This is a genomic window from Pseudomonas sp. GW822-FHT01E03, assembly GCF_058802985.1.
Map to the genome: position 1 here is coordinate 56,871 of NZ_JBXAOQ010000017.1, position 23,355 is coordinate 80,225.

The following is a 23,355-nucleotide window of genomic DNA, read 5'->3' on the forward strand; positions in this document are numbered from 1 at the left end:
GTTATGCCCAGACTGCCGACCGTGCTTTTTTTGCTGTCGCTGATGACCTGGACCGCAACGGCTGGCGCGCTGACTCTCACTGACGAAGAACGTAGCTGGCTGGCGGCTCACCCGGAATTGCGCCTGGGTGTCGATGCGTCATGGCCGCCCTTCGAGTTTCGTGACGATGAGGGCCGCTACCAGGGCCTTGCCGCGGATTACATTGAGGTCATCCGCAAAAGGCTGGCAACCCGGCTCACGCCCATCGAGCCGGTGAGCTGGACCGCCGTCCTGGAACAGGCTAAGAAGGGCAAGCTGGACCTGCTGCCGGGCATCATGTCGACCCCGGAACGCCAGAATTACCTGTCGTTCACCCGCCCCTATCTGGATTTTCCGATTGTCATCCTGGCCCATGTCGGGGGCCCTCAACCACATAACCTGAAAGACCTGTACGGCCTGAAAATCGCCGTGGTGGAAAACTACGCCCCCCACGAACTGCTGCGCACCCACCATCCCGACTTGAACCTTGTGGCGATGCCCAACGTCAGTTCGGCGCTGCAGGCGCTGGCCATCGACGAAGTAGACGCAGTGGTAGGCGATCTGGCTTCCAGCGTCTGGAGCCTGCGCCAACTCAAGCTCGATGGGTTGTATGTCAGCGGTGAAACGCCCTATCGCTATCAACTGGCCATGGGTGTACCCCGCAACAACAAGATGCTGGTCGGCATTCTCGATAAAGTCCTGGCGGACATGAGCCCGGCTGAAATCAGCGCCATTCAGGAGCATTGGGTCGGTAACGTCCTCGATCATCGAACTTTCTGGAGTGACTTGCTGGTGTACGGCCTGCCCGGATTGCTGCTGCTGACTACCGTGCTGGCGGTGGTTATCCGCATCAACCGCCGCTTGAGCTCGGAAATCGCCCGCCGGGTCGACCTTGAACAGGAACTGCGCAGCAGCGAATACCACTATCGCGGCCTGGTGGAGAGCCTGTCGGCCATCGCCTGGGAAGCAAAAGTCACGGACTTCACCTACAGCTATGTATCGCCCCACGCCGAAGACCTTCTCGGTTATCCCCTGTCCCATTGGCTGATTCCAGGCTTCTGGCGCAACATCATTCACCCTGCCGACCTGACCCGCGCCCAGACCTTCTGCGATCACGAAGTACTGGCCGGGCGCGATCACCGCCTCGATTACCGGGTGATCACCGCCGACGGCCGCTGCCTGTGGGTGCGAGATATCGTCAGCCTGATCGAGCACGGGCATGAGCCGGTGCTGCGCGGTTTGATGATCGATATCACCGACGCCAAGCGCACTGAAGAAGCACTGCGCCTGTCGGAACAGAAATTTGCCTCTGTGTTCCAGCAATGCCCGGACATTCTGGTGATCGCGCGCCTGAGCGACGGTTGCCTGCTGGAGGTCAACGAAGCGTTCGAGGAGCAAATCGGCCTCAAGGCCGAGGACGTCATTGGCCAGACCGCCACCAACCTGAACATCTGGGGGATTCCCGGTGTTGGGCCGGGCCTGCTGCAACGCTTGCAGGCCGGCAGCATCCGCAACCTGGAAATGCCCTTTCGCCGCAGCAACGGCCAGGTGTTTACCGGCCTGATCTCCGCCGAACCGTTCGACCTCGACATGACACCGGCGCTGGTGGTTGTGGTGCGGGACATCACCCAACTCAAGGAAACCCAGCAACAGCTGCAAACATCCGAAGAAAAGTTCGCCAAGGCCTTCCACGCCTCCCCCGACGGTTTGCTGCTGTCACGGCAAAGCGATGGCTTGCTGTTGGAGGTCAACGACGGTTTTAGCCGCATCACCGGGTTCAACAGCGCCATGTCGGTGGATCGTTCGGCGCTGGACCTGGGGATCTGGGTCAACCTCAATGAACGCAAGCAAATGCTCGATCTGCTGCGCCGCGATGGTTTTGTCCGCGACTTCAGCTGCCATATCCGCCGCAGCGACGGGCAGATCCGACTCTGTGAAGTATCCAGCCGACCACTGCCGATTGGCGATGACGACTGCATGCTGACCATCGCCCGGGACATCACCGAGCGGCACCTGATGCAGGAAAAACTGCAACAGGCCGCCACCGTGTTCGAAAGCACCGCCGAAGGCGTATTGATCACCGACACCCAACAGCACATCAGCGCGGTCAACCGTGCTTTCACCGAAATCACCGGTTACAGCGAAAGCGAAGCCCTGGGCCACACGCCACGCCTGCTCGCCTCGGGCCTGCATGACAGCGCGTTCTACGCGGCCATGTGGCATCAATTGACCGCCGAAGGCCACTGGCAAGGCGAGATTTCCAACCGACGCAAGAATGGCGAGCTGTATCCAAGCTGGCTGACCATCAGTGCCGTGCGCAACCGGGAGAACTTCATCACCCACTTTGTCGCGGTGTTCGCCGACATTTCCAGCCTCAAGCACGCCCAGGCCAAACTCGACTACCAGGCACACCACGACCCGTTGACCGGCCTGCCGAACCGCACGCTGTTCGAAAGCCGTCTGCTGACGGCGCTCAACAGCCAGCAGGAAAACGGCGGCCAGGGCGCGGTGCTGTTCCTCGACCTCGACCGCTTCAAGCACATCAACGACAGCCTCGGCCACCCGGTCGGCGACCTGCTGCTCAAGGGCATTGCCGTGCGCCTCAAGGAACAGTTGCGTGACATCGACACCGTGGCGCGCCTGGGGGGTGACGAATTCATTATCCTGCTGCCAGGCCTGCAACAATCCAGCGATGCCGACCACATCGCCACCAAACTGCTCAACTGTTTCGCCGCGCCGTTCCAGGCCGGTGAACACGAGTTTTTCATCAGCGCCAGCATCGGCACCAGCCTCTATCCGAAGGATGGCTGCGACGTTGCCACACTGATCAAGAACGCCGACGCCGCGATGTACCGCTCCAAGGCCAAGGGCCGCAACCGTGTCGAAAGCTACACCCGCGACCTCACCGCCCAGGCCAGCGAACGCGTGGCGCTGGAACACGAACTGCGCCGTGCCATCGAGCGCAACGAGTTGCGCCTGTGCTACCAACCGAAAATCAGCCTCGAAGACTACAGCCTGGTCGGCGCCGAAGCCCTGATCCGCTGGCACCATCCGACCTTTGGCGACGTGCCCCGGGAACACTTCATCCCGCTGGCTGAAGAAAACGGCATGATCCTGCAAATCGGCGACTGGGTCCTGGAAACCGCCTGCCGGCAGATGGCCGAATGGCACCGGCTGTACGAAAATCCCGGCCCGCTGTCGGTCAACCTGGCCGGCGCCCAACTGCGCCAACCCAACTTGCTGGGCCGCATCGAACAGTTGCTCAAGGACAACGGTCTCAACCCCGGTTTCCTGCAACTGGAAATCACCGAAAACTTCATCATGAGCCAGGCAGAGGAAGCGCTGGCGGTATTGCATCAACTCAAACAACTGGGCGTGCAACTGGCCATCGATGACTTCGGTACCGGCTACTCGTCCTTGAGTTACCTCAAGCGCCTGCCGCTGGACATCCTCAAGATCGACCAGTCCTTCGTCCGCGGCCTGCCGGACGATCCCCACGACGCGGCGATCGTCCGCGCCATCATCGCCCTCGGACGCAGCATGCAGTTCACCGTGATTGCCGAAGGGGTCGAGACCCACGCGCAACAGCAATTCCTCGCCGCCGAAGGCTGTGAACAAATCCAGGGCTACATCGTCAGCCTGCCCCTACCCCCCGACGAATTTGCCGCAACGTTTCTTCGTACAGCAGTAAAGGCTTTTTCGGATAGCACAGTCGCAAAACCGTCGCTATAATCCGCGACCTACTGAGGGCCTATAGCTCAGTTGGTTAGAGCAGAGGACTCATAATCCTTTGGTCCACGGTTCAAGTCCGTGTGGGCCCACCAAACAAGAAAGCCGCGCAATGCGCGGCTTTTTCGTGCCTGGCGTTTAGTTTTGTTTACTTAAGCTCTCGCTTTATCGGATGACGCCCGCAGACCTTGTAGGCAAACTCCGAATCTTCTATTTGGGCACTTTGCCGCCTTGTTGCCCTTTTCTTCGACGGGATAGTCTCCGGACGTCGCTGACCATTCAGCGATCGGGCTTGGAAACCCGCCGAACTCTAGCCGCAACAGCGCCCTCATCACGATTGCTTGTATTGTGTGATCCTGAGTTATGACGGCTGTGCGTGGGACGCCTTCGGGCGTGCCGGTTCCTAGGTTCCCGGTTTTCCAACCTGCGTACAGCCGTCACCCATTCGCTTGGAAACGATTGTGGCGGCTCCTAGAACCCAGGAGTAAAACCATGACTGAAGCAGATTCACCCGCACCCTCAGACCTGAAAACCGCCGGCTTCACACCCTTCCTGTACCTCTCGGATCAACCTCTGTTCCACGTCTGCCGCAACGTCCCCATCGCCGACGCTCTGGCCCAAGCCTCCGACCTGCTGTTCCTCGCCAAATCCCTCATCGTGGACGCCGCCTACTCCCAAGACTCCGACCGCCACGCCTGGGCCGCGCATTACCTGACGACGATGAGCAAAGCGGTGATTGATGATGTGGTAAAGGTGCTGACGCGCCGGCCTGTTCAAATGAGAAAGGAAGCAGACCCATCGAAAAACACATAATCACGGCAAAGTTGATAATTCCCAAAAAGGGACCTATCGTTCCCTTTTTGGGACTTATAGAGCCGACCATGCCTGCCATCCCGCTAAGCGATGCTCTCTTTACTGCCACCCAGCAAAAAGTGCTGGGCATGTTGTATGGCAAACCGGATCAGAGCTTCTATGCCAATGAAATATCCCGCTGGGCGCAGGTCGGCAAGGGCAGCCTGATGCGTGAGCTGGAGCGTCTGCATAGCGCAGGCATTCTCACCATGAGTCGACGGGGTAATCAGACGCACTACCAAGCCAACCCTGAGTGCCCCATCTATGCAGAACTGCTTGGGATAGTGCGTAAGACTTTTGGCATTGCAGAGCAGCTGCGTGCGGCCTTGACTCCGCTGAATGATCAGTTGGTATGGGCGTTCATCTATGGCTCCATTGCCAAGGGTAACGAGCACGCAGGCAGTGACATTGACCTGATGCTGATTGGTGAAAATCTCAGTTACAGCGACTTGATGGAACGGGTACTGCCCGTAGAGGAACAGCTTGGCCGCACCATTAACCCAACGCTCTACACACTGGTCGACTGGCAAACCAAGAAGGCGGCCGGCAACAGCTTTGTAGTGCGGGTTGAACAACAGGACAAAATTGATTTGATTGGCCACAATCCAGCAGAGGTAGCCGATGGGCAGTAACGAAAATCTGGAAAACCTGGTGCGTAGCGGCGGCCTCAAAGCCGAACCGCCAGATCGCAAGGAATGTGAAGGGCTGCTGAGATCGGCCACGGACCGCTTGAAGGATGCCCACAGTTCGGCCCTGTCCTTCGCCAGTCGCTTCGACCTCGCCTACAACGCCGCACATGCCCTGGCACTGACGGCCATGCGTCTGCAGGGTTTTCGCTCCGACCGCCGCTATCTGGTATTTCAGTGCCTTGTACATACTCTCGGTCTGAACAAAATCCAGGTACGCCTGTTCGCACTTTGTCACGAGCGCCGCAATCTGGCTGAGTACGAAGGTTATATGGATGTGGACGAAACCCTTCTTGCCGAACTGTTGGCGGCAACTGATGCACTGTTGCCATTGGTGCAAGACGCTATGCTCGCGAGCAAGTAACGCTTCGACCCTTCGTTATTTCCAGTGCTGAACGGCATCACTGCAACTGTCAGTCCAAACACGCAACGAAGGGATGGCCTGCACCACCCGCAGTCGCTCCAGCATCTGCCCCGTCAACACCACCTCATACGTATCCGCCCCCCGCCCCCATTGCTCAACGAGCACCATGCCGTCGACCAATGTCGCCGCCAATTCGGCAATCGTCCCGGCCTGATCTTCGATAATTCCTTGAGTCCGAATCCAAACCCGATCTGTCATCGCTTTAAGCTCCGCCGCTATCTGCTCAGACGACGCAGGATCGGTATCGGGGCAAGTGATATTGCGCAGCAGATGCTGAAGCTCCCTGATTTTTGCGTAATCCTGTTCAGCCCCCTGCTCGCCTTTGAGGATGGCAGTGGCTATGGGCTTGTCTACGCGTTTTACGGCTGAAGTTTTTGAAGGGAATGTCTGCGCCATTGCGCCAGCCAGGAGCACCATCATCCGGGCTTCCAGATGCTCCTTCATGGCTTCCATCGACGAAATTGGGCGCACCAGCGTAATGCAGGCCCCTCCCTGGTGCCGCAGATCCATAGTCACCGTCAGGGTCACGCCGCCCGTTTCAAACCCCAGGGCGCGGGCCACGACGTAGTGGCCCATTTCGTGGTGGGCGATCTGCAGGGCATGATCGCGTACTGCGGGGGGCATCTTCCTCGTCATATCCATTGCCTCGGAACCTTCGTTCTCGCATTCGACTACGAGTGACGGTCGCTGTCCATCCTGATGCCCCGCGCAATGTGGGAGCGAGCCTGCTCGCGATGGACTTGAACGCACCGCGTCCATCCAGACAGCAAGCGTTATCGTTCACGACCTTCGCGAGCAAGCTCGCTCCTACATGACCTTATTTGGGCAAAGCATAGGCAATCACATAATCCCCACGATCGGTCGACTGCCGCGCACCACCCACCGTCAGCAGGATGTACTGCTTGCCGGTTTTCGGCGATACGTAAGTCATCGGCCCGGACTGGCTGCCCACCGGCAAGCGCGACTTCCAGATTTCGTTGCCGTTGCTGGTGTCGAAGGCGCGCAGGTAGAAGTCCTGAGTGCCAGCGAAGAACAGCAGGCCCGACTGGGTGGCCAGCGATGCGCCGAGGGTCGGCATGCCGATCGGGATCGGCAGGTGCATGCGGATGCCCAACGGGCCGGTGTCTTGCACGGTGCCGACCGGGACTTGCCACATCAGCTTGTGGGTCTTGAGGTCGATGGCCGACATGGTGCCGAACGGTGGTTTCTGGCACGGAATGCCGACCGCCGAGAGGAAGCGCTCGCGCATGGCGCCGAACGGTGTGCCTTCCTGCGGTACCACGCCCATTTCAATTCCACTGGCCCCGGCGCCGATCTTGTCGCGCGGGATCATGTAGTTGGCCAGGCCCAGGCGCATGTCGTTGACGAACATGTAGTTCGTGTTCGGATCGACCGAGACGCTGCCCCAGTTCATGCCGCCCAACGAACCCGGGAATTGCAGGGCGCGGTCCATGCCCGGCGGGGTGTAGACGCCTTCGTGGCGCATGCCCTTGAACTGGATGCGGCACATCAACTGGTCGAACGGAGTGGCGCCCCACATGTCGGATTCGGTCAGGGTCTTGTTGCCGATTGACGGCATGTCGACCGAGAACGGCTGGGTTGGCGAGTAGCGTTCGCCGGGAACCTTGCCTTGCGGCACCGGGCGCTCTTCGACGCGGGCGATAGGCACGCCGGTTTCGCGGTTTAGCAGGAAGATTTCGCCCTGCTTGGTGACTTGCGCCAGGGCTGGCTGGGTGCCGCCCTTGTCGTCCGGCACGTCGTACAGCAGTGGCTGTGCCGGCAGGTCAAAGTCCCACAGGTCGTGGTGAGTGGTCTGGAAGTGCCAGCGTACCTGGCCGGTCTTCACATCGATAGCGACGATGGACGAGCTCCACTTGTCGTCGAACTCGGTACGTTGGCCGCCGAAGAAGTCTGGCGTCGCGTTACCAGTCGGCAGGTACACCAGACCGAGCTTGGCGTCGTAGGACATGGCCGACCACACGTTCGGCGTGCCACGGGTGTAAGTCTCGCCGGCCGGTGGGCGTTTGGTGGTGTTCGGGTTGCCCGGGTCCCATGCCCATACCAGCTCACCACTGCGCACGTCGTAGGCACGCACCACGCCCGGCGGTTCGCCGGTGGAGTAGTTATCGGCCACGCGACCGCCGACGATCACTACGTCCCCAGCGACCAATGGGGTCGAGGTTTGCTGGTAGTAACCGGGCTTCACTTCGCCCATGTCAGTGGTCAGGTCAACGGTGCCTTTGTTGCCGAACTCTTCGCAGGGCTTGCCGGTGTCGGCGTTAATGGCGATCAGACGCGCGTCGCCGGTCGGCAGAAACAGACGTTTCGTACAGGAGGTTGGCTGATTGTCCGAAGACACCGGGGTTTCGGAGTAGCCCAGGCCACGGCAACGCTGCCAGTTGGGCGCGGTGCCTTGCGGGTCGAACTTCCAGCGCTGGGCGCCGGTGTCGGCATCCAGGGCGAAGACTTTGCCGTAGGCGGTGCAGGTGTAGACGGTGTCACCGATTTGCAGTGGAGTGTTCTGGTCTTCGGCGCCGGCACCGGTGCTTTGCGGAATATCGCCGGTGCGGAAGGTCCAGGCGACCTGCAATTTGTCGATGTTGCCCTTGTTGATCTGGTCCAGGGCCGCAAAGCGATTACCGGCGGTAGTGTTGCCCCAGTGCGCCCAGTCTTTCTGTTCGGTGCCCGGAGTGACCGGCGTTACCGCAGGTTCGGTGATGGCCTTGACCACGTGGGTCGGCACGAACATGTAGGCCATCGTCGCAACGACTGCGACACCCAAAATGCCAGCCAGACCATAAGCGCCACGCCCGCCGGTCGCGCCCGAAGCACGGACCAGGGTCGGATAGATCAGCGCCACAACCAGACCGATCACGGCAAAGGTCAGTATCCGTGAGACCAGCGGCCAGTATTCAAGGCCCGCATCCCAAACGGCCCAAATCGCAGTGAGGACCAACGCCACACCATACAGCCAGGCGCCGAGCGGCTTGCGCCGGGCAATCATCAACCCGGACGCCAGCATCGCCAGCCCCATCAGCAGGAAATACCAACTGCCACCCAGCGCGATCAGATAGCCACCGCCACCGGCCAGGCCGAGCCCGATCAGTGCAATCAGCACACCCAGCCCCGCCAGCAACCATTTACTGCCGGCGGCAGCCCCAGAATTGTTCATGTCGGAATTTTTCCCCAGTTGTGACAAGGGCGGAATAATGTACTACCTAGTTACTTATGGCAATTTGTCGCAGGCAAAAATGTCATGAACGGTATTGAGGCTAGATCAAATCTCCGTCGCGAGCGTCCTGCAGAAACTGCCTGTAACATGCTTGCGCACTGATCCATGCCGTTGGAGATAACCCTTTGCCTGACACTCGCACGCCTGTTCTCGATGAAATCGACCGCCAACTGATTGCCGCCCTGCAGATCAACGCCCGCGAGAGCGTGGCCATGCTCGCCCGGCAATTGGGCATTGCCCGCACCACTGTGACTTCGCGCCTGGCGCGGCTGGAAAAGGCCAAGGTGATCACCGGCTACGGCGTGCGCCTCGGGCAGCGGGTGGTGGATGGCGGGTTGCAGGCGTATGTGGGGATCACCGTGCAACCACGCTCCGGCAAGGAGGTGCTGCGGCGCCTGAGCGCGATGGCGCAGGTGCAGCAGTTGTGTGCGGTGAGTGGCGAATTTGATTATGTGGCGTGGTTGCGCACCGATTCGCCGGAGCAGCTGGATCAGTTGCTGGACCAGATTGGCAGTGTGGATGGGGTGGAGAAGACCACGACTTCGATCATCTTGAGCAGCAAGATTGATCGGGGGCAGCCGGTTTGAGTTTCTGCCTGTAGTTTTTTGGGTGCCAGAGCTGGCCTCTTCGCGGGCAAGCCCGCTCCCACAGTGGTCAGTGTGTATTGATAGATCGTCATACTGATCAAACAAATAGCAAAATGACGACACTTTGCGTCTTATTAACGTGTTCCGTGCTCTCTAGAATGGCTGGCATCTTTTCCTATACTCAGATGCGCATTGCGCGTCGGGTCGCCAGCAAGGTCAGCCATGAACAAGAACAATCGCCATCCTGCAGACGGTAAGAAACCAGTCACCATTTTCGGCCCGGACTTTCCTTTCGCCTTCGACGACTGGATCGAACACCCGGCCGGGCTGGGCAGTATTCCCGAGCACAATCACGGTGCCGAAGTGGCGATTGTCGGCGGCGGGATCGCCGGCCTGGTGGCGGCGTATGAGTTGATGAAGCTGGGCCTGAAACCGGTCGTCTACGAAGCTTCGAAAATGGGTGGCCGTCTGCGCTCCCAGGCATTCAATGGCGCCGAAGGCATCGTTGCCGAACTGGGCGGGATGCGCTTCCCGGTGTCGTCAACCGCGTTCTATCACTACGTCGACAAACTGGGCCTGGAAACCAAACCTTTCCCCAACCCGCTAACGCCCGCATCGGGCAGCACGGTGATCGACCTCGAAGGTCAGACCCATTACGCACAGAAGCTGTCGGACCTTCCTGCACTGTTCCAGGAAGTGGCTGACGCCTGGGCCGATGCACTGGAAGCCGGCTCGCAGTTCTCCGATATCCAGCAAGCCATTCGCGACCGCGACGTCCCGCGCCTCAAGGAGCTGTGGAACACCTTGGTGCCGCTGTGGGACGACCGCACCTTCTACGACTTCGTCGCCACCTCCAAGGCGTTCGCCAAGCTCTCGTTCCATCACCGTGAAGTGTTCGGCCAAGTCGGTTTCGGCACCGGCGGCTGGGATTCGGACTTCCCGAACTCGATGCTGGAAATCTTCCGCGTAGTGATGACCAACTGCGACGACCACCAGCACCTGGTGGTCGGCGGCGTGGAACAGGTGCCACAAGGCATCTGGCGCCATGTGCCGGAGCGTTGCGCGCATTGGCCGGCCGGCACCAGCCTCAGTTCACTGCACAACGGCGCACCGCGTACCGGCGTGAAGAAGATTGCCCACGCGCCGGGCGGCCGTTTCGCCGTCACCGACAACTGGGGCGACACCCGCGAGTACGCCGCGGTGCTGACCACCTGCCAGAGCTGGCTGCTGACCACCCAGATCGAATGCGACGAAACCCTGTTCTCGCAAAAGATGTGGATGGCTTTGGACCGCACCCGCTACATGCAGTCGTCGAAGACTTTCGTGATGGTCGACCGCCCGTTCTGGAAGGACAAGGATCCGGAAACCGGCCGCGACCTGATGAGCATGACCCTCACCGACCGTTTGACCCGTGGCACTTATCTGTTCGACAACGGCGACGACAAGCCGGGAGTGATCTGCCTGTCGTACTCGTGGATGAGCGATGCGCTGAAAATGCTGCCCCAACCGGTGGAAAAACGCGTGAAACTGGCGCTGGATGCACTGAAAAAGATCTACCCGAAAGTCGACATCGCCGCGCGGATCATCGGCGACCCGATTACCGTGTCCTGGGAAGCCGACCCGCATTTCCTCGGCGCGTTCAAAGGCGCCCTGCCCGGCCACTACCGCTACAACCAGCGCATGTACGCCCACTTCATGCAGGACGACATGCCAGCCGAACAGCGCGGCATCTTCATCGCCGGTGACGACGTTTCGTGGACACCGGCCTGGGTTGAGGGTGCGGTACAGACCTCGCTCAACGCGGTGTGGGGCATCATGAAACATTTCGGCGGTGCAACTCACGCCGAGAATCCGGGTCCAGGAGATGTGTTCAACGAGATCGGACCGATCGCCCTGCCCGAGTAAGAGGAATCCGAAATGCGCGTAGCCCTTTACCAATGTCCGCCGCTGCCCCTGGATGTCGCCGGCAACCTGCAACGCTTGCAGCAGCTTGCGCTGGAGGCAAAAGGCGCCGATCTGCTGGTGCTGCCGGAGATGTTCCTGACTGGCTACAACATCGGCGTCGATGCCGTCAGCGTGCTGGCGGAGGTGTACAACGGTGAGTCGGCGCAGCAGGTTGCGCGCATTGCCAAGGCTGCCGGGATCGCCATTTTGTATGGCTATCCCGAGCGCACCGAGGACGGGCAGATCTACAACGCCGTACAGTTGATCGACTCTGACGGCGAGCGCGTCTGCAACTACCGCAAGACCCATCTGTTCGGCGATCTGGATCACTCGATGTTCAGCGCAGGTTCCGACGAGTTTCCCATCGTTGAACTCAACGGCTGGAAGCTCGGTTTCCTGATCTGCTACGACCTGGAATTTCCGGAAAACGCCCGACGCCTGGCCCTGGCCGGTGCCGAGCTGATCCTGGTGCCGACTGCGAACATGATTCCGTTCGATTTCGTCGCCGATGTCACCGTGCGCGCCCGCGCCTTCGAAAACCAGTGCTACGTGGCTTATGCCAATTACTGTGGGCACGAAGGCGACATCCACTACTGCGGCCAGAGCAGCATCGCTGCGCCGGATGGCAGCCGCATCGCTCAGGCGGGACTGGATGAATCGCTGATTGTTGGTGAGCTGGATCGACAGTTGATGCTCGACTCCCGCGCCGCCAATCGCTACCTCCTCGATCGCCGCCCCGAGCTTTACGGCGAGCTGAACAAGTCCTAATCCGCTAGCATTGGCACTTCACTGTTCTGGAAGTGCCCATGCCCGCGCTGAATCACCCTCGCCCCCACACTGAAACCCTGGCCAATGGCCTGCAGGTGACGCTGCGTCATGCCCCGAATTTGAAGCGTTGCGCAGCAGCGTTGCGGGTCGCCGCAGGCAGCCATGATGTGCCGCTGGCGTGGCCCGGTCTGGCGCATTTTCTTGAGCATCTGCTGTTTCTGGGGACTGAGCGTTTTCCTGTCGGGCAAGGGTTGATGGCCTACGTCCAGAGTCATGGCGGCCAGGTAAACGCGCGGACCAGCGAACGCACCACGGACTACTTTTTCGAACTGCCACCCCAGGCGTTTGCCGGTGGGCTGGAGCGTCTGTCAGACATGCTCGCCCATCCGCGTATGAATCTGGACGACCAGCAGCGGGAACGGGAAGTGCTGCAGGCAGAGTTTGTCGCCTGGTCGCAGGATGCCAAGGCGCAGCAGCAATTTGCACTGTTCAATGGCTTGGCCGAGGCTCATCCACTACGGGGTTTTCATGCCGGCAATCGCGACAGTCTGCCACTGCAACAACCCGAGTTTCAGCAGGCGCTGCAGGATTTTTATCAGCAGTTTTACCAGACCGGGCAAATGACCTTGAGCCTGGCCGGGCCACAGAGCCTCCTTGAGTTGAAGGCAATGGCCGAAGCCTTTGGCAGTGTCATTGCCAAAGGCCAGACAGCCACTCAACAGCCCCCAGTACCGCTGATGGACGCCTCAACCAACAGTTATCAACAGGCTGGCGAGCGACGCCTGGATCTGCTGTTTGCCCTTGAAGTGCTGCCAGATTTCTCTGCCGATGCGTTGGCGTTCCTGTGCCACTGGCTAAACCTGGCAAAAACCGGCGGCTTAATGGCGGACCTGCGCGAGCGCGGGCTGGCCGATCACCTCAAAGCCCAGCCGCTGTACCAGTTCGCCGGGCAAGCCTTGCTGCATATCGAATTCACCCTGCCCACCGCAGACCCGGCTTCAGGCATCCACGAACGCTTGATGGACTGGCTCGGTTTCTTTGCCACGCAAGACTGGAGCCGATTGCGCGAAGAGTACGCCACCCTGCTCCAGCGCCAACAGCAAGTCAGCGGCGCCTTGCAACTGGCCCGACTGGACAGCGAACAACGCGAAGTCGGGTTATCCGAGCCGGGTGTTACCGCCCTCAAGCAAATCCTTCAACAAATCGGCGCTGTGGATAACTTCAGCGGCCCATGGCAATTGCCGGCACCCAACCCGTTCTTGTGCTCCGAAGCACCGGCAGCCAACGCCGGATTGATTCGCGGCCAGACCAGCGCCCACCGAGGCCTGCGCACTTTTGCCCAGGACCGTTCGCGCAGCCGTCGTGAACGTTCGCCGATGCAATTCAGCCAGGCATGGCCGGACAACGGTGCTGAAGGCGCGATTTATCTGCGCTGGCGTCTGGACTCGGCTCCCGGTAGCCACCTTCAATCACGGCTGGAAAACTACCTGCAACCGTTGCGCGAAGACGCGCACCAGGCCGGTGTGGAATTTTCCTTCAGTGCATCGGGCAACGAATGGCTGCTCAAACTGAACGGGCTGCAGGAACCGATGCCCAGCGTCCTGGAGCATGTGCTGAAAGAACTGACAAAACCTGACGCCGCTGTCTCACAAGCCGAATCGACGAGCGTTGCGCCAATACCGATTCGACAACTGCTCAAGGCCTTACCCGAACACTGCCTCGGGCAGTCCGCGAACTCGGATGACGTGCAGCCACTCTGGTCGAGTGCGCGATGGGATGGGCTGGCCATCGGGTTATCGGCTCAGACACAAGCGGCCATGGGCCTGGCCTTAAGCCGCATACCCGGCACGCCGGACAATCAACTGACGCCGCCCTCTTCGATCCTTGCACGGCATCTGTGGAGCACTGTCGATACCGCCTCCAGCGAGCACGCGTTGCTGCTGTTCTGTCCTGCAGCCACCCAGGAAATGGCCGACGAAGCCGCGTGGCGTTTGCTCGCGCATGTCTGCCAGACACCGTTCTACCAACGCCTGCGGGTGGAGTTGCAACTCGGCTATGCGGTGTTCAGCGCCCTGCGGCAGATTCACGGGCAAACCGGGGTGCTGTTCGGCGTGCAATCGCCAAGCGTTGCGCCTGTGGAGTTGCTGCAACACATCGAGCAATTCCTGAATCGATTGCCGGAACTGATCAACGCACTCGACGACACCACCTTCAACGCTCAACGCCAGGCCCTGGCGGATCAGTTTTGCAGCGCTGCGCTCACCACGGCTCAAGCGGCCGAATTGCTCTGGCAAGGCAAACTGGCCGGCCGCTCGTCGGATTATCTGACGCACTTGCCCGAGGCGATTGTGCGCATTGACCGGACCGTTCTACTGGCTGCGGCCCAACGCCTGAATCAGGCCGAAGGTGGCTGGCTGTGCCTTGCCAACAGCGTTACCCCGGGTGCGCCATGGCAAGCGGCAAAATGATCATTACCGGGGCGGCAAGGAGCTTTCTCAAAGTTTCACGGGCAATTTCTTTGAAATTTTGAGTAACATAGCAACCTAACTATCTGGAACCTCTCTGATTTGAGGTGGACTATACCTATAGATAGCGCTGTCCTACCCTACCTGAAGGAGTTCAATTTATGGCTTGGACCAAACCGGCTTACACCGACCTGCGTATTGGCTTTGAAGTCACCATGTACTTCGCAAGCCGCTAATCTCAGCTTTGGCAGAGATGCAGCACAACGCCTCGGTTATCCGAGGCGTTTTATTTTCAGCGTTGAAATGATGGAGCGTCCATGTTTGTCCAGATTCTAGGTTCCGCTGCCGGCGGTGGCTTCCCCCAGTGGAACTGCAACTGCGTGAACTGCGCGGGCTTTCGCGACGGCAGCCTGCGGGCCAAGGCGCGGACGCAATCGTCCATCGCGATTTCCGATGACGGCGTGAACTGGGTGCTGTGCAACACCTCCCCGGACATCCGCGCCCAACTCCAGGGCTTCGCCCCGATGCAGCCGGGCCGCGCCCTGCGCGATACCGGGATCGGCGCGATCATCCTGATGGACAGCCAGATCGACCACACCACCGGCCTGCTCATGTTGCGCGAAGGGTGCCCGCATCAGGTCTGGTGCACCGACATGGTCCATGAAGACCTGAGCACCGGATTTCCGCTGTTCACCATGCTCAACCACTGGAATGGCGGGCTGACCTGGAATCGCATCGAACTCGACCAGAGCTTCAGCGTACCGGCATGCCCGAACCTGCGCTTCACCCCGCTGCCGTTGCGCAGTGCCGCGCCGCCGTACTCACCACACCGCTTCGACCCCCATCCGGGCGACAACATCGGCCTGATCGTCGAAGACCTCAACACCGGCGGCAAACTGTTCTACGCACCGGGCCTGGGCAAGGTGGATGCAGGGCTTCTGGAAATCATGGCCGGCAGCGATTGCCTGCTGGTCGATGGAACGTTGTGGGATGACGATGAAATGCAGCGTCGCGGCGTCGGCACCCGCACCGGTCGGGAGATGGGACACCTGGCGCAGAGCGGCCCCGGTGGCATGCTCGAAGTGCTTGAGCAATTGCCCAACCAGCGCAAAGTACTTATCCACATCAACAACACCAACCCGATTCTCGATGAAGGCTCGCCAGAACGCGCGGAACTGGATCGGCGCCAGGTTGAAGTGGCGTATGACGGCATGAGTATTGTGCTGTAGCGGATGCCCCTATCGCGAGCAAGCTCGCTCCCACAGTTGACCGCATTCCCCTGTGGGAGCGAGCTTGCTCGCGATGAGGCCGGCAGCAGCAACACATATCCTGGTTGTTCCCCGGAGAACCGCAATGACTGACACCCCGATGTCCCCCGCCGAATTCGAAGCGGCCCTGCGCGCCAAGGGCGCCTACTACCACATCCATCACCCCTATCACGTGGCGATGTACGAAGGCCGGGCCACCCGCGAACAGATACAGGGCTGGGTCGCCAACCGTTTCTACTATCAGGTGAACATCCCCCTGAAGGACGCGGCCATTCTGGCTAACTGCCCGGACCGCGAGATCCGCCGCGAGTGGATTCAACGCCTGCTGGACCACGACGGTGCGCCCGGTGAAGACGGCGGCATCGAAGCCTGGCTGCGCCTGGGCCAGGCCGTGGGCCTCGACCCGGACCAACTGCGTTCCCAGGAGCTGGTACTGCCCGGCGTGCGCTTCGCCGTGGACGCCTATGTCAATTTCGCCCGCCGTGCCAGTTGGCAGGAAGCCGCGAGCAGTTCGCTGACCGAACTGTTCGCCCCGCAGATCCACCAATCGCGCCTGGACAGTTGGCCCCAGCACTACCCATGGATCGACCCGGCCGGCTACGAGTATTTCCGCACGCGCCTGGGCCAGGCACGGCGTGATGTCGAGCATGGTCTGGCGATCACGTTGCAGCACTACACCACCCGTGAAGGCCAGGAGCGCATGCTGGAAATTCTCCAGTTCAAACTGGACATTCTTTGGAGCATGCTTGATGCCATGAGCATGGCCTACGAACTGAAACGCCCGCCGTATCACAGCGTGACCGGGGAACGGGTCTGGCACAAAGGAATCACCTTATGAGTTTCGATCGCAGCAAGACCCCGACCTGGCGTCCCGGCTACCGCTTCCAGTACGAACCGGCGCAAAAAGGCCACGTGCTGCTGTACCCGGAAGGCATGATCAAGCTCAACGAAAGTGCCGCGCTGATCGGCGGTTTGATTGATGGTGAGCGGGATGTCGCGGCCATCATCAATGAGCTCGACCGACAGTTTCCCGGCGTGCCCGAACTCGGAGACGACATCGAGCAATTCATGGAGGTTGCCCGTGCGCAGCACTGGATCGAACTTGCCTGATTCATCAAGGCAAGTACCGCCCAAACCCGAGGTCGGCTTGCCGCTGTGGCTGCTCGCCGAGCTGACTTATCGCTGCCCGCTGCAATGCCCGTACTGCTCCAATCCGCTGGATTTCGCCGAGCAAGGCAAAGAGCTGAGCACCGAGCAGTGGATCAAGGTGTTTCGTGAAGCGCGGGAAATGGGCGCCGCGCAGCTTGGCTTTTCCGGTGGCGAACCGCTGGTGCGTCAGGACCTCGCAGAGCTGATCGTTGAAGCACGCAAGCTGGGTTTCTATACCAACCTGATCACCTCCGGCATCGGCCTGACCGAACAGAAAATCAGCGACTTCAAGAAGGCCGGCCTGGATCACATCCAGATCAGCTTCCAGGCCAGTGACGAGCAGGTAAACAATCTGCTGGCCGGCTCGAAAAAGGCCTTCGCGCAGAAACTGGAAATGGCCCGGGCGGTGAAGGCCCACGGTTATCCGATGGTGCTGAACTTCGTCACCCATCGGCACAATATCGACCAGATCGACCGCATCATCGAGTTGTGCATCGCACTGGAAGCGGACTTCGTCGAGCTCGCCACCTGCCAGTTCTACGGCTGGGCGCAACTCAATCGCGTTGGGCTTTTGCCGACCAGGGAGCAATTGGTGCGCGCCGAACGCATCACCAACGAATACCGCGCAAAACTGGAAGCCGAAGGGCATCCGTGCAAGCTGATTTTCGTCACGCCGGACTATTACGAAGAACGCCCGAAAGCCTGCATGAACGGCTGGGGCAGTATTTTCCTGACGGTCACGCCAGACGGAACCGCCCTGCCCTGTCACGGTGCCCGACAGATGCCGGTGCAGTTTCCCAACGTGCGCGACCACAGCATGCAGCACATCTGGTACGACTCGTTCGGTTTCAACCGCTTTCGCGGGTACGACTGGATGCCCGAGCCGTGCCGCTCCTGTGACGAGAAAGAAAAAGACTTCGGCGGCTGCCGCTGCCAGGCGTTCATGCTCACCGGCGATGCAAGCAATGCAGACCCGGTATGCAGCAAGTCGCCACAACACGGCGTGATCCTCAAGGCTCGCGAAGAGGCCGGGCACGCGACCCAGACCATCGACCAACTGGCCTTTCGCAATGAACGAAACTCACGCCTCATCGCCAAAAGCTGAACCTTTCAGCGCTGCCAAAGCCGTGGCCGCCGGTATCGACTTTGCCGAACTGCAGGTCGGTCGACAGGGCCTGTTCTGGAACGAATACCGCCCCGAAGACGCTGCGTGCCGGATCTGGCATTGGCGTGACGGCGCAGCGAAATGCCTGACGCCACCAGAGTTCAGCGTGCGCAGTCGGGTGTACGAATATGGCGGTGGAGCGTTTTGTCTGACGGACGATGGAATCGTTTTCGTCAATGAGGCCGACCAGCAGTTGTATCGGCAATCACTGCAAGACGAAGCGCCCGAAAGGCTGACGTCCGGGGCGTGCCGTTATGGCGATTTACAGTTCGCCAACGGGCAAGTGCTGGCGGTCGAGGAGCACCGCGATCAACACCGATTGGTGGCGATCGATCTGTTGGATGGCGCACGTCACTTGCTGGCCGAGGGTGCTGATTTCTACGCGGCACCGACGCTGAGCCCTGATGCCCGGCGCCTGGCCTGGATCGAGTGGAGTCGCCCGGATCAGCCATGGACAGCGACCCGCTTGATGGTTGCCGAGCGCCTCGCCAACGGCGGCTTTGCCGAGGCCCGTTGTGTGGCGGGCGACGGCACTCAAGAGTCTGTGCAGCAACCGCGGTTTGATGCCGGCGGTCGCCTGTATTGCCTGACGGATCGCGCAGGTTACTGGCAGCCATGGAAAGAGTCTGAAAAAGGCCTGAGCCCATTGCCAAGTGCCAGCGCCGACCATGGCCCCGCGCCCTGGCAACTCGGCGGCAGCACCTGGTTGCCGCTGAGCGACAACAGTTATCTGGCCAGTTGGACCGAGGGCGGGTTTGGCCGACTGGGCATAGGCGGCGACTCCAGCGCCGACTTTACAAGCGACTACAGCCGCTTCCGCCATCTCGCCGTGGATGAGCAGTTCATCTATTGCATCGCGGCGTCGCCCGTCAGTTCAACCGCCGTCATCGCCATCGACCGTCAGAGCCGGCAAGTGCAAGTGCTGGCCGGCGGCATCGCACCGCTTGCTCCCGAACAGATCAGCCGCCCGCAAACCTTGCGCTACCCAAGTGGCTCAGGCGAAGCACACGGCTTCTTCTACCCGGCGATGACCGGCGAGGCGAAACCGCCATTGGTGGTGTTCGTCCATGGCGGACCGACTTCGGCGTGTTACCCGATGCTCGATCCGCGTATCCAGTACTGGGCACAGCGGGGTTTCGCCGTGGCCGATCTCAACTATCGCGGAAGCAGCGGTTATGGCCGGGCCTATCGCCAGGCACTGCACCTGAGCTGGGGTGATGTTGATGTGCAAGACGCCTGCGCCGTGGTCAGTTACCTCAAGCAGCGAGGCTTGATCGACGGCGACCAGGCGTTCATTCGCGGCGGCAGCGCCGGCGGCTACACCAGCCTTTGCGCCTTGGCCTTTCACAACGTGTTCCGCGCCGGCGCCAGCCTGTATGGGGTCAGCGACCCGGTGGCGCTGGGGCGCGCGACCCACAAATTCGAAAGCGACTATCTGGATTGGCTGATCGGCGATCCGCAACTGGATGCCGAACGCTACGCCGCCCGCACGCCGCTGCTGCATGCCGGCAACATCCGCGTGCCGATGATCTTCTTTCAAGGAGAACTGGACGCCGTGGTCGTCCCGCAACAGACCCGTGACATGGTCACGGCACTGCAGGACAACGGCATCCTGGTCGAAGCGCATTACTACGCCGATGAACGCCATGGCTTTCGCAAGGCCGGTAACCAGGCCCATGCGCTGGAGCAGGAGTGGTTGTTTTATCGGCGGGTGATGGATTCAGTGGACTGAAGCCTGCGTTCATTGCCGAAACGGTGGCGTCCCCTTCGCGGGCAAGCCCGCTCCCACAGGTTCTGCTGCGTGCACAAATCCTGTGGGAGCGGGCTTGCCCGCGAAAGCGATCGATCTAACGCCGCAAAAATTCAGCGCTTGGCGATGATGTACACCGCATGCACGATCCCCGGAATGTAACCGCACAACGTCAGCAGAATATTCAGCCAGAACGCTCCGCCGAATCCTACTTGCAGAAACACGCCCAATGGCGGTAACAGGATGGCGATGATGATGCGAATAAAGTCCATGGGGCAGCTCCTGATTGGGGTGGGCTCGCTCGAGCCCTACAGCTAATCGACCTGTGCCGTTTGTCAGGGTTCAGTCACTCTACTCCCAAGTTCCGCCCCTTCGTTGAATTTCGCAGACAAAAAAACGCCCCACGCCAAAAGTATCGGGCGTGGGGCGTGCGTATTACCGCGAGACGGTTCTGGAATGTGTGCAGGGCGCGTCTGATCAGACGGCAATCCCTTTGCGGCACTGCAATTGTGCGGTTCGCACTCGGGAGAAGGCGCGCGCCAGGCGCAGGAGCATTTCATCGATGTTGGCGTTGCTGACGTTTAGCGCAGGGGTAAAGCGCAGGCAGTCGGGTTGCGGGGCATTGAGCAGCAAGCCTTCGTACAGCGCGGCCTTGACCACCGCGTCAGCGGAGTCGTCCGACAGCGTCAGCCCCCACAGCAGCCCTTGTCCCCGCAACTCGCCGAGACCGTAACGATGGGCCAAACGCCCTAACCCTTCACGCAGGTGTTGACCGGCCTCTGCGACGTGCTTGAGGAAAGCCTTGTCCTGCACGGTATCGAGCACCGAAAGCCCCGCCGCGGTCATCAACGCATTACCGTGATGAGTACCCGCCAACTCGCCAATGTCGAAACAGCAAGCCTTGCCCCGCGCCAGCAGCGCGGCCAATGGCACGCCGCCGCCCAAGCCTTTGCCGAGCACGACGATATCCGCCGTGACGCCGCAGGACTGTTCCGCGAGCAAGGAGCCACAACGGCCGATGCCGGTTTGCACTTCGTCGAAGATCAGCAAAATGCCGAGTTCACGGCACAGGCGTTCAACGCCCTTGAGATAGTGCACGGTGGCCGGGATCACGCCGGCTTCGCTCTGGATTGGCTCGAGCATGATCGCTACGGTCCGTTCATCCACGGCCGCATGCAACGCTGGCAGGTCATTGAACGGAACACGACTGAAGCCTGGCAATTGCGGCTCGAACCGGTTGGCCAATGTCGAACTGTCCGACGCCGAAATCGTCGCCAGGCTCCGGCCGTGGCAACCGTTGTTAGCCACAATGATTCGCGACGCACCGCCGCGATGCCGTTGACCCCATTTACGCGCCAGTTTGATCGCCGCCTCGCAGGCTTCACTGCCGGTATTGAGCAGGTAGGCCTGGTCACTGCCGGTGCTGGCACACAAATGTTCGGCGAGGCTGAGCATGCCGCGGTTATGCAGGCCAAAACCCGGGTTGATCAGCGACTGAGCCTGGGCTGTGATTGCATTGACCAGTACCGAAGGGCTATGACCGAGGCTGTTGGCCCCGCCGCCTTGGGAAAAATCCAGGTACGCACGGTCATCGCTGTCCCACAACCATGAACCCTGGCCACGCACAAACACCTGTTTTGGCCGCTCGACACTGGGCATCAAGTACTCGCTGGAAAGGTTAACGCCTTGGGATGGCGGAGAGGCGTCCATGACCAGATCATCAAGACTGGGAGGACTGCGGCGCAGACTGAACAGGTTCATCTGAAAAAAACCCTTTTGAGGTTTTTTGCCTTACCTATGTAAATACCATCGAAGCAAAGGGTATTCATCGCGCTCTGTGGCCCTGTAAGCCCTGTGAATGCGGTTAGACTAGGCTCAGGCGAGGCGTTCAGCCATTTCGATTTCCCAGCATTTTCGATAAGTAATACTTATGGATTTCAAGCAACTGCGTTATTTCGTCGCGGTCTATGAAGAAGGCCACGTGGGCCGGGCCGCCGAGCGCCTGTCCATCTCTCAGCCGGCGCTGTCCCAGCAAATCCGCCACCTCGAGCAAAACCTCGATGTGAGCCTGTTCGAGCGCAGCAGCAAACGCCTGTTGCCGACCCTCGCAGCCCATACGCTGTACAACCACGCCCTGCCTTTGCTCGATGGCCTGCAACGGGCACGGGAAGCGCTCGGCAACTTCAAGGGTCAGGCGCTGCGCACCCTGGCCATCGGTGTATTGCAGACCGTGCACACCAGCCTCGTTCCGCAGATGCTCGAGCGGGTGCGCAAGGCGCAGCCGCATCTGGTGGTGCAGATCTACGAACTGACCGGCCTGGAAATCGAGCGGCGACTGCTCAACGGTTCTCTGGATATAGGCATCAGCTACCTGCCGCCCCGCCAGCCTGGCTTGCATGGCGTGATGCTGTACGAAGACGAACTGACCCTGGTCATCCCGGCAGAGCATCCACTGCGTGAATTCAAGAAAGTGTCCATGAGTCAGGCTGCCGAACTGCCGATGTTACTGCTGGGCGAAGAGTTTCAGATCAGGCAGATCTGGCAGGCACAGCTGACAAGCCTCGGACGTCGCCCACAGGTGCAAGCCGAATTGAACAACATGGCCGGCATCCTCGACAGCCTGCCCCACACGCGCCTGGCGACGGTACTGCCCGGTCGCTCGCAAAAGACCCATGGCAACCACGAACTGCTGTGGAAACCCCTGAGCGAACCGCGAGTGCCGCTGAAAGTCGGTTTGGTGTGTCGGGATGTGCAACGGCAGCAGGCCTCGCTGGCATTGCTGCGGACATTGCTGGAAGAAGTGATAAATGGCCCGGACGGGCGCTTGAACAGCGCGCAGGCTCTGGATGGGCCAAGCTGAAAACTTTTCTTCAGGCAAAAGAAAACCCCGCCGAAGCGGGGCTTTGCAGACTGTTTCCCTGACATCCATTTCACTCCGCCGTCCTGGCAGAATCCTACGTGTCCCTGTTGTTGCTTTGCGCTTCCTGCGCTACGTCCATGAGAAGTAGATTAGCTCTGGATCCAATTTGCATCTATGGGAGAACAGCAGCACGTTATGTAAGAGAATGCTTACATAACGTTACTTCATCAGAATTGTCCCGCATCCAGCAGGAACAACGATTCGCTACCGGCCTTCACCGACGCGCTCAACGAGTGAATGCGCGGCAGCAGGCGGGCAAAATAGAAGCGCGCCGTGCCCAGTTTGCTGGCGTAGAAATCGTCCTGCGCTTCCTTGCCGAATGCCGCCTTGGCCATCAGGGCCCACATGTAGGCGTAGGCCACGTAGCCGAACACCTGCAGATACTCGACCGACGCCGC

The 23,355-nt window shown here is 60.3% G+C and carries 20 protein-coding genes and 1 tRNA gene; 16 read left to right on the plus strand and 5 right to left on the minus strand.

The window, feature by feature from the left end:
* The first annotated feature begins 3 nt into the window (after nt 1-3).
* From AC1RP7_RS25990 to AC1RP7_RS26010, 5 genes are all read left to right on the plus strand, one after another.
* Nucleotides 4-3,750: a bifunctional diguanylate cyclase/phosphodiesterase gene (locus AC1RP7_RS25990; protein ID WP_150814000.1), complete on the plus strand. Its 3,747-nt coding sequence runs from the start codon at nt 4-6 to the stop codon at nt 3,748-3,750.
* A gap of 15 nt (nt 3,751-3,765) precedes the next feature.
* Nucleotides 3,766-3,842 (plus strand) — tRNA-Ile (locus AC1RP7_RS25995).
* Nucleotides 3,843-4,239: 397 nt separating this feature from the next.
* Nucleotides 4,240-4,560, plus strand: a complete 321-nt coding sequence (locus tag AC1RP7_RS26000) for a DUF3077 domain-containing protein (protein ID WP_057713050.1) — start codon at nt 4,240-4,242, stop codon at nt 4,558-4,560.
* Nucleotides 4,561-4,628: 68 nt separating this feature from the next.
* Nucleotides 4,629-5,231, plus strand: a complete 603-nt coding sequence (locus AC1RP7_RS26005) for a nucleotidyltransferase domain-containing protein (protein WP_057713049.1) — start codon at nt 4,629-4,631, stop codon at nt 5,229-5,231.
* Nucleotides 5,221-5,649 (plus strand): hypothetical protein, encoded by a 429-nt coding sequence (locus AC1RP7_RS26010; protein WP_057713048.1) that lies wholly within the window; start codon nt 5,221-5,223, stop codon nt 5,647-5,649. Before AC1RP7_RS26005 ends, AC1RP7_RS26010 begins: the two co-directional genes overlap by 11 nt.
* A gap of 15 nt (nt 5,650-5,664) precedes the next feature.
* On the opposite strand, the gene AC1RP7_RS26015 is transcribed toward AC1RP7_RS26010, so the two are convergent.
* Together AC1RP7_RS26015 and AC1RP7_RS26020 are read right to left on the minus strand one after the other, a co-directional pair.
* Complete coding sequence (locus tag AC1RP7_RS26015; protein WP_493183172.1) at nt 5,665-6,345, minus strand: zinc metalloprotease; 681 nt, start codon at nt 6,343-6,345, stop codon at nt 5,665-5,667.
* A gap of 181 nt (nt 6,346-6,526) precedes the next feature.
* A complete protein-coding gene (locus AC1RP7_RS26020; protein WP_493183149.1) occupies nt 6,527-8,881 on the minus strand; it encodes a glucose/quinate/shikimate family membrane-bound PQQ-dependent dehydrogenase in 2,355 nt (784 codons plus the stop codon).
* Between the two features lie 185 nt (nt 8,882-9,066).
* Here AC1RP7_RS26020 and AC1RP7_RS26025 point away from each other — a divergent pair, with 185 nt between their 5' ends.
* The 10 genes from AC1RP7_RS26025 to AC1RP7_RS26070 all read left to right on the plus strand — a co-directional run bounded on the left by AC1RP7_RS26025 (nt 9,067) and on the right by AC1RP7_RS26070 (nt 20,019).
* Nucleotides 9,067-9,528 (plus strand): Lrp/AsnC family transcriptional regulator, encoded by a 462-nt coding sequence (locus AC1RP7_RS26025; RefSeq protein ID WP_046039454.1) that lies wholly within the window; start codon nt 9,067-9,069, stop codon nt 9,526-9,528.
* A gap of 222 nt (nt 9,529-9,750) precedes the next feature.
* The gene (locus AC1RP7_RS26030; RefSeq protein ID WP_057713046.1) at nt 9,751-11,433 is read left to right on the plus strand and encodes a flavin monoamine oxidase family protein; all 1,683 of its coding nucleotides are present in this window, start codon (nt 9,751-9,753) and stop codon (nt 11,431-11,433) included.
* A 12-nt stretch (nt 11,434-11,445) separates the two neighbouring features.
* Nucleotides 11,446-12,240: a carbon-nitrogen hydrolase family protein gene (locus tag AC1RP7_RS26035; protein WP_223502306.1), complete on the plus strand. Its 795-nt coding sequence runs from the start codon at nt 11,446-11,448 to the stop codon at nt 12,238-12,240.
* Between the two features lie 38 nt (nt 12,241-12,278).
* Nucleotides 12,279-14,708 (plus strand): pyrroloquinoline quinone biosynthesis protein PqqF, encoded by a 2,430-nt coding sequence (gene pqqF, locus AC1RP7_RS26040; protein ID WP_493183147.1) that lies wholly within the window; start codon nt 12,279-12,281, stop codon nt 14,706-14,708.
* A gap of 158 nt (nt 14,709-14,866) precedes the next feature.
* Nucleotides 14,867-14,941: a pyrroloquinoline quinone precursor peptide PqqA gene (pqqA, locus tag AC1RP7_RS26045; RefSeq protein ID WP_003444522.1), complete on the plus strand. Its 75-nt coding sequence runs from the start codon at nt 14,867-14,869 to the stop codon at nt 14,939-14,941.
* Between the two features lie 81 nt (nt 14,942-15,022).
* Nucleotides 15,023-15,934 carry a pyrroloquinoline quinone biosynthesis protein PqqB gene (gene pqqB / locus AC1RP7_RS26050; RefSeq protein WP_492586812.1) on the plus strand — a complete coding sequence of 304 codons (912 nt, stop codon included), beginning with the start codon at nt 15,023-15,025 and terminating at the stop codon, nt 15,932-15,934.
* Nucleotides 15,935-16,058: 124 nt separating this feature from the next.
* The gene (gene pqqC / locus AC1RP7_RS26055) at nt 16,059-16,811 is read left to right on the plus strand and encodes a pyrroloquinoline-quinone synthase PqqC (RefSeq protein WP_007993179.1); all 753 of its coding nucleotides are present in this window, start codon (nt 16,059-16,061) and stop codon (nt 16,809-16,811) included.
* Nucleotides 16,808-17,083, plus strand: a complete 276-nt coding sequence (gene pqqD, locus AC1RP7_RS26060) for a pyrroloquinoline quinone biosynthesis peptide chaperone PqqD (RefSeq protein WP_090451769.1) — start codon at nt 16,808-16,810, stop codon at nt 17,081-17,083. Before pqqC ends, pqqD begins: the two co-directional genes overlap by 4 nt.
* The gene (gene pqqE / locus AC1RP7_RS26065) at nt 17,055-18,227 is read left to right on the plus strand and encodes a pyrroloquinoline quinone biosynthesis protein PqqE (protein WP_090451770.1); all 1,173 of its coding nucleotides are present in this window, start codon (nt 17,055-17,057) and stop codon (nt 18,225-18,227) included. The genes pqqD and pqqE overlap by 29 nt, the downstream gene beginning before the upstream one ends.
* Nucleotides 18,193-20,019 (plus strand): S9 family peptidase, encoded by a 1,827-nt coding sequence (locus AC1RP7_RS26070; RefSeq protein ID WP_493183144.1) that lies wholly within the window; start codon nt 18,193-18,195, stop codon nt 20,017-20,019. The genes pqqE and AC1RP7_RS26070 overlap by 35 nt, the downstream gene beginning before the upstream one ends.
* Nucleotides 20,020-20,150: 131 nt before the next feature.
* Here the strand turns inward: AC1RP7_RS26070 and AC1RP7_RS26075 are convergent, their stop codons facing one another.
* A complete protein-coding gene (locus AC1RP7_RS26075) occupies nt 20,151-20,309 on the minus strand; it encodes a YqaE/Pmp3 family membrane protein (protein WP_003228885.1) in 159 nt (52 codons plus the stop codon).
* A gap of 205 nt (nt 20,310-20,514) precedes the next feature.
* On the minus strand, nt 20,515-21,798 hold the full coding sequence (locus AC1RP7_RS26080) for an aspartate aminotransferase family protein (protein WP_493183142.1): 1,284 nt from the start codon (nt 21,796-21,798) through the stop codon (nt 20,515-20,517).
* 169 nt (nt 21,799-21,967) lie between these two features.
* Here AC1RP7_RS26080 and AC1RP7_RS26085 point away from each other — a divergent pair, with 169 nt between their 5' ends.
* Entirely contained in the window at nt 21,968-22,897 is a 930-nt protein-coding gene (locus AC1RP7_RS26085) for a LysR family transcriptional regulator (RefSeq protein ID WP_057713036.1), read from the plus strand.
* Between the two features lie 227 nt (nt 22,898-23,124).
* On the opposite strand, the gene AC1RP7_RS26090 is transcribed toward AC1RP7_RS26085, so the two are convergent.
* The coding region (locus AC1RP7_RS26090; RefSeq protein WP_493184005.1) for an acyl-CoA dehydrogenase C-terminal domain-containing protein at nt 23,125-23,355 on the minus strand (231 nt) is incomplete at its 5' end.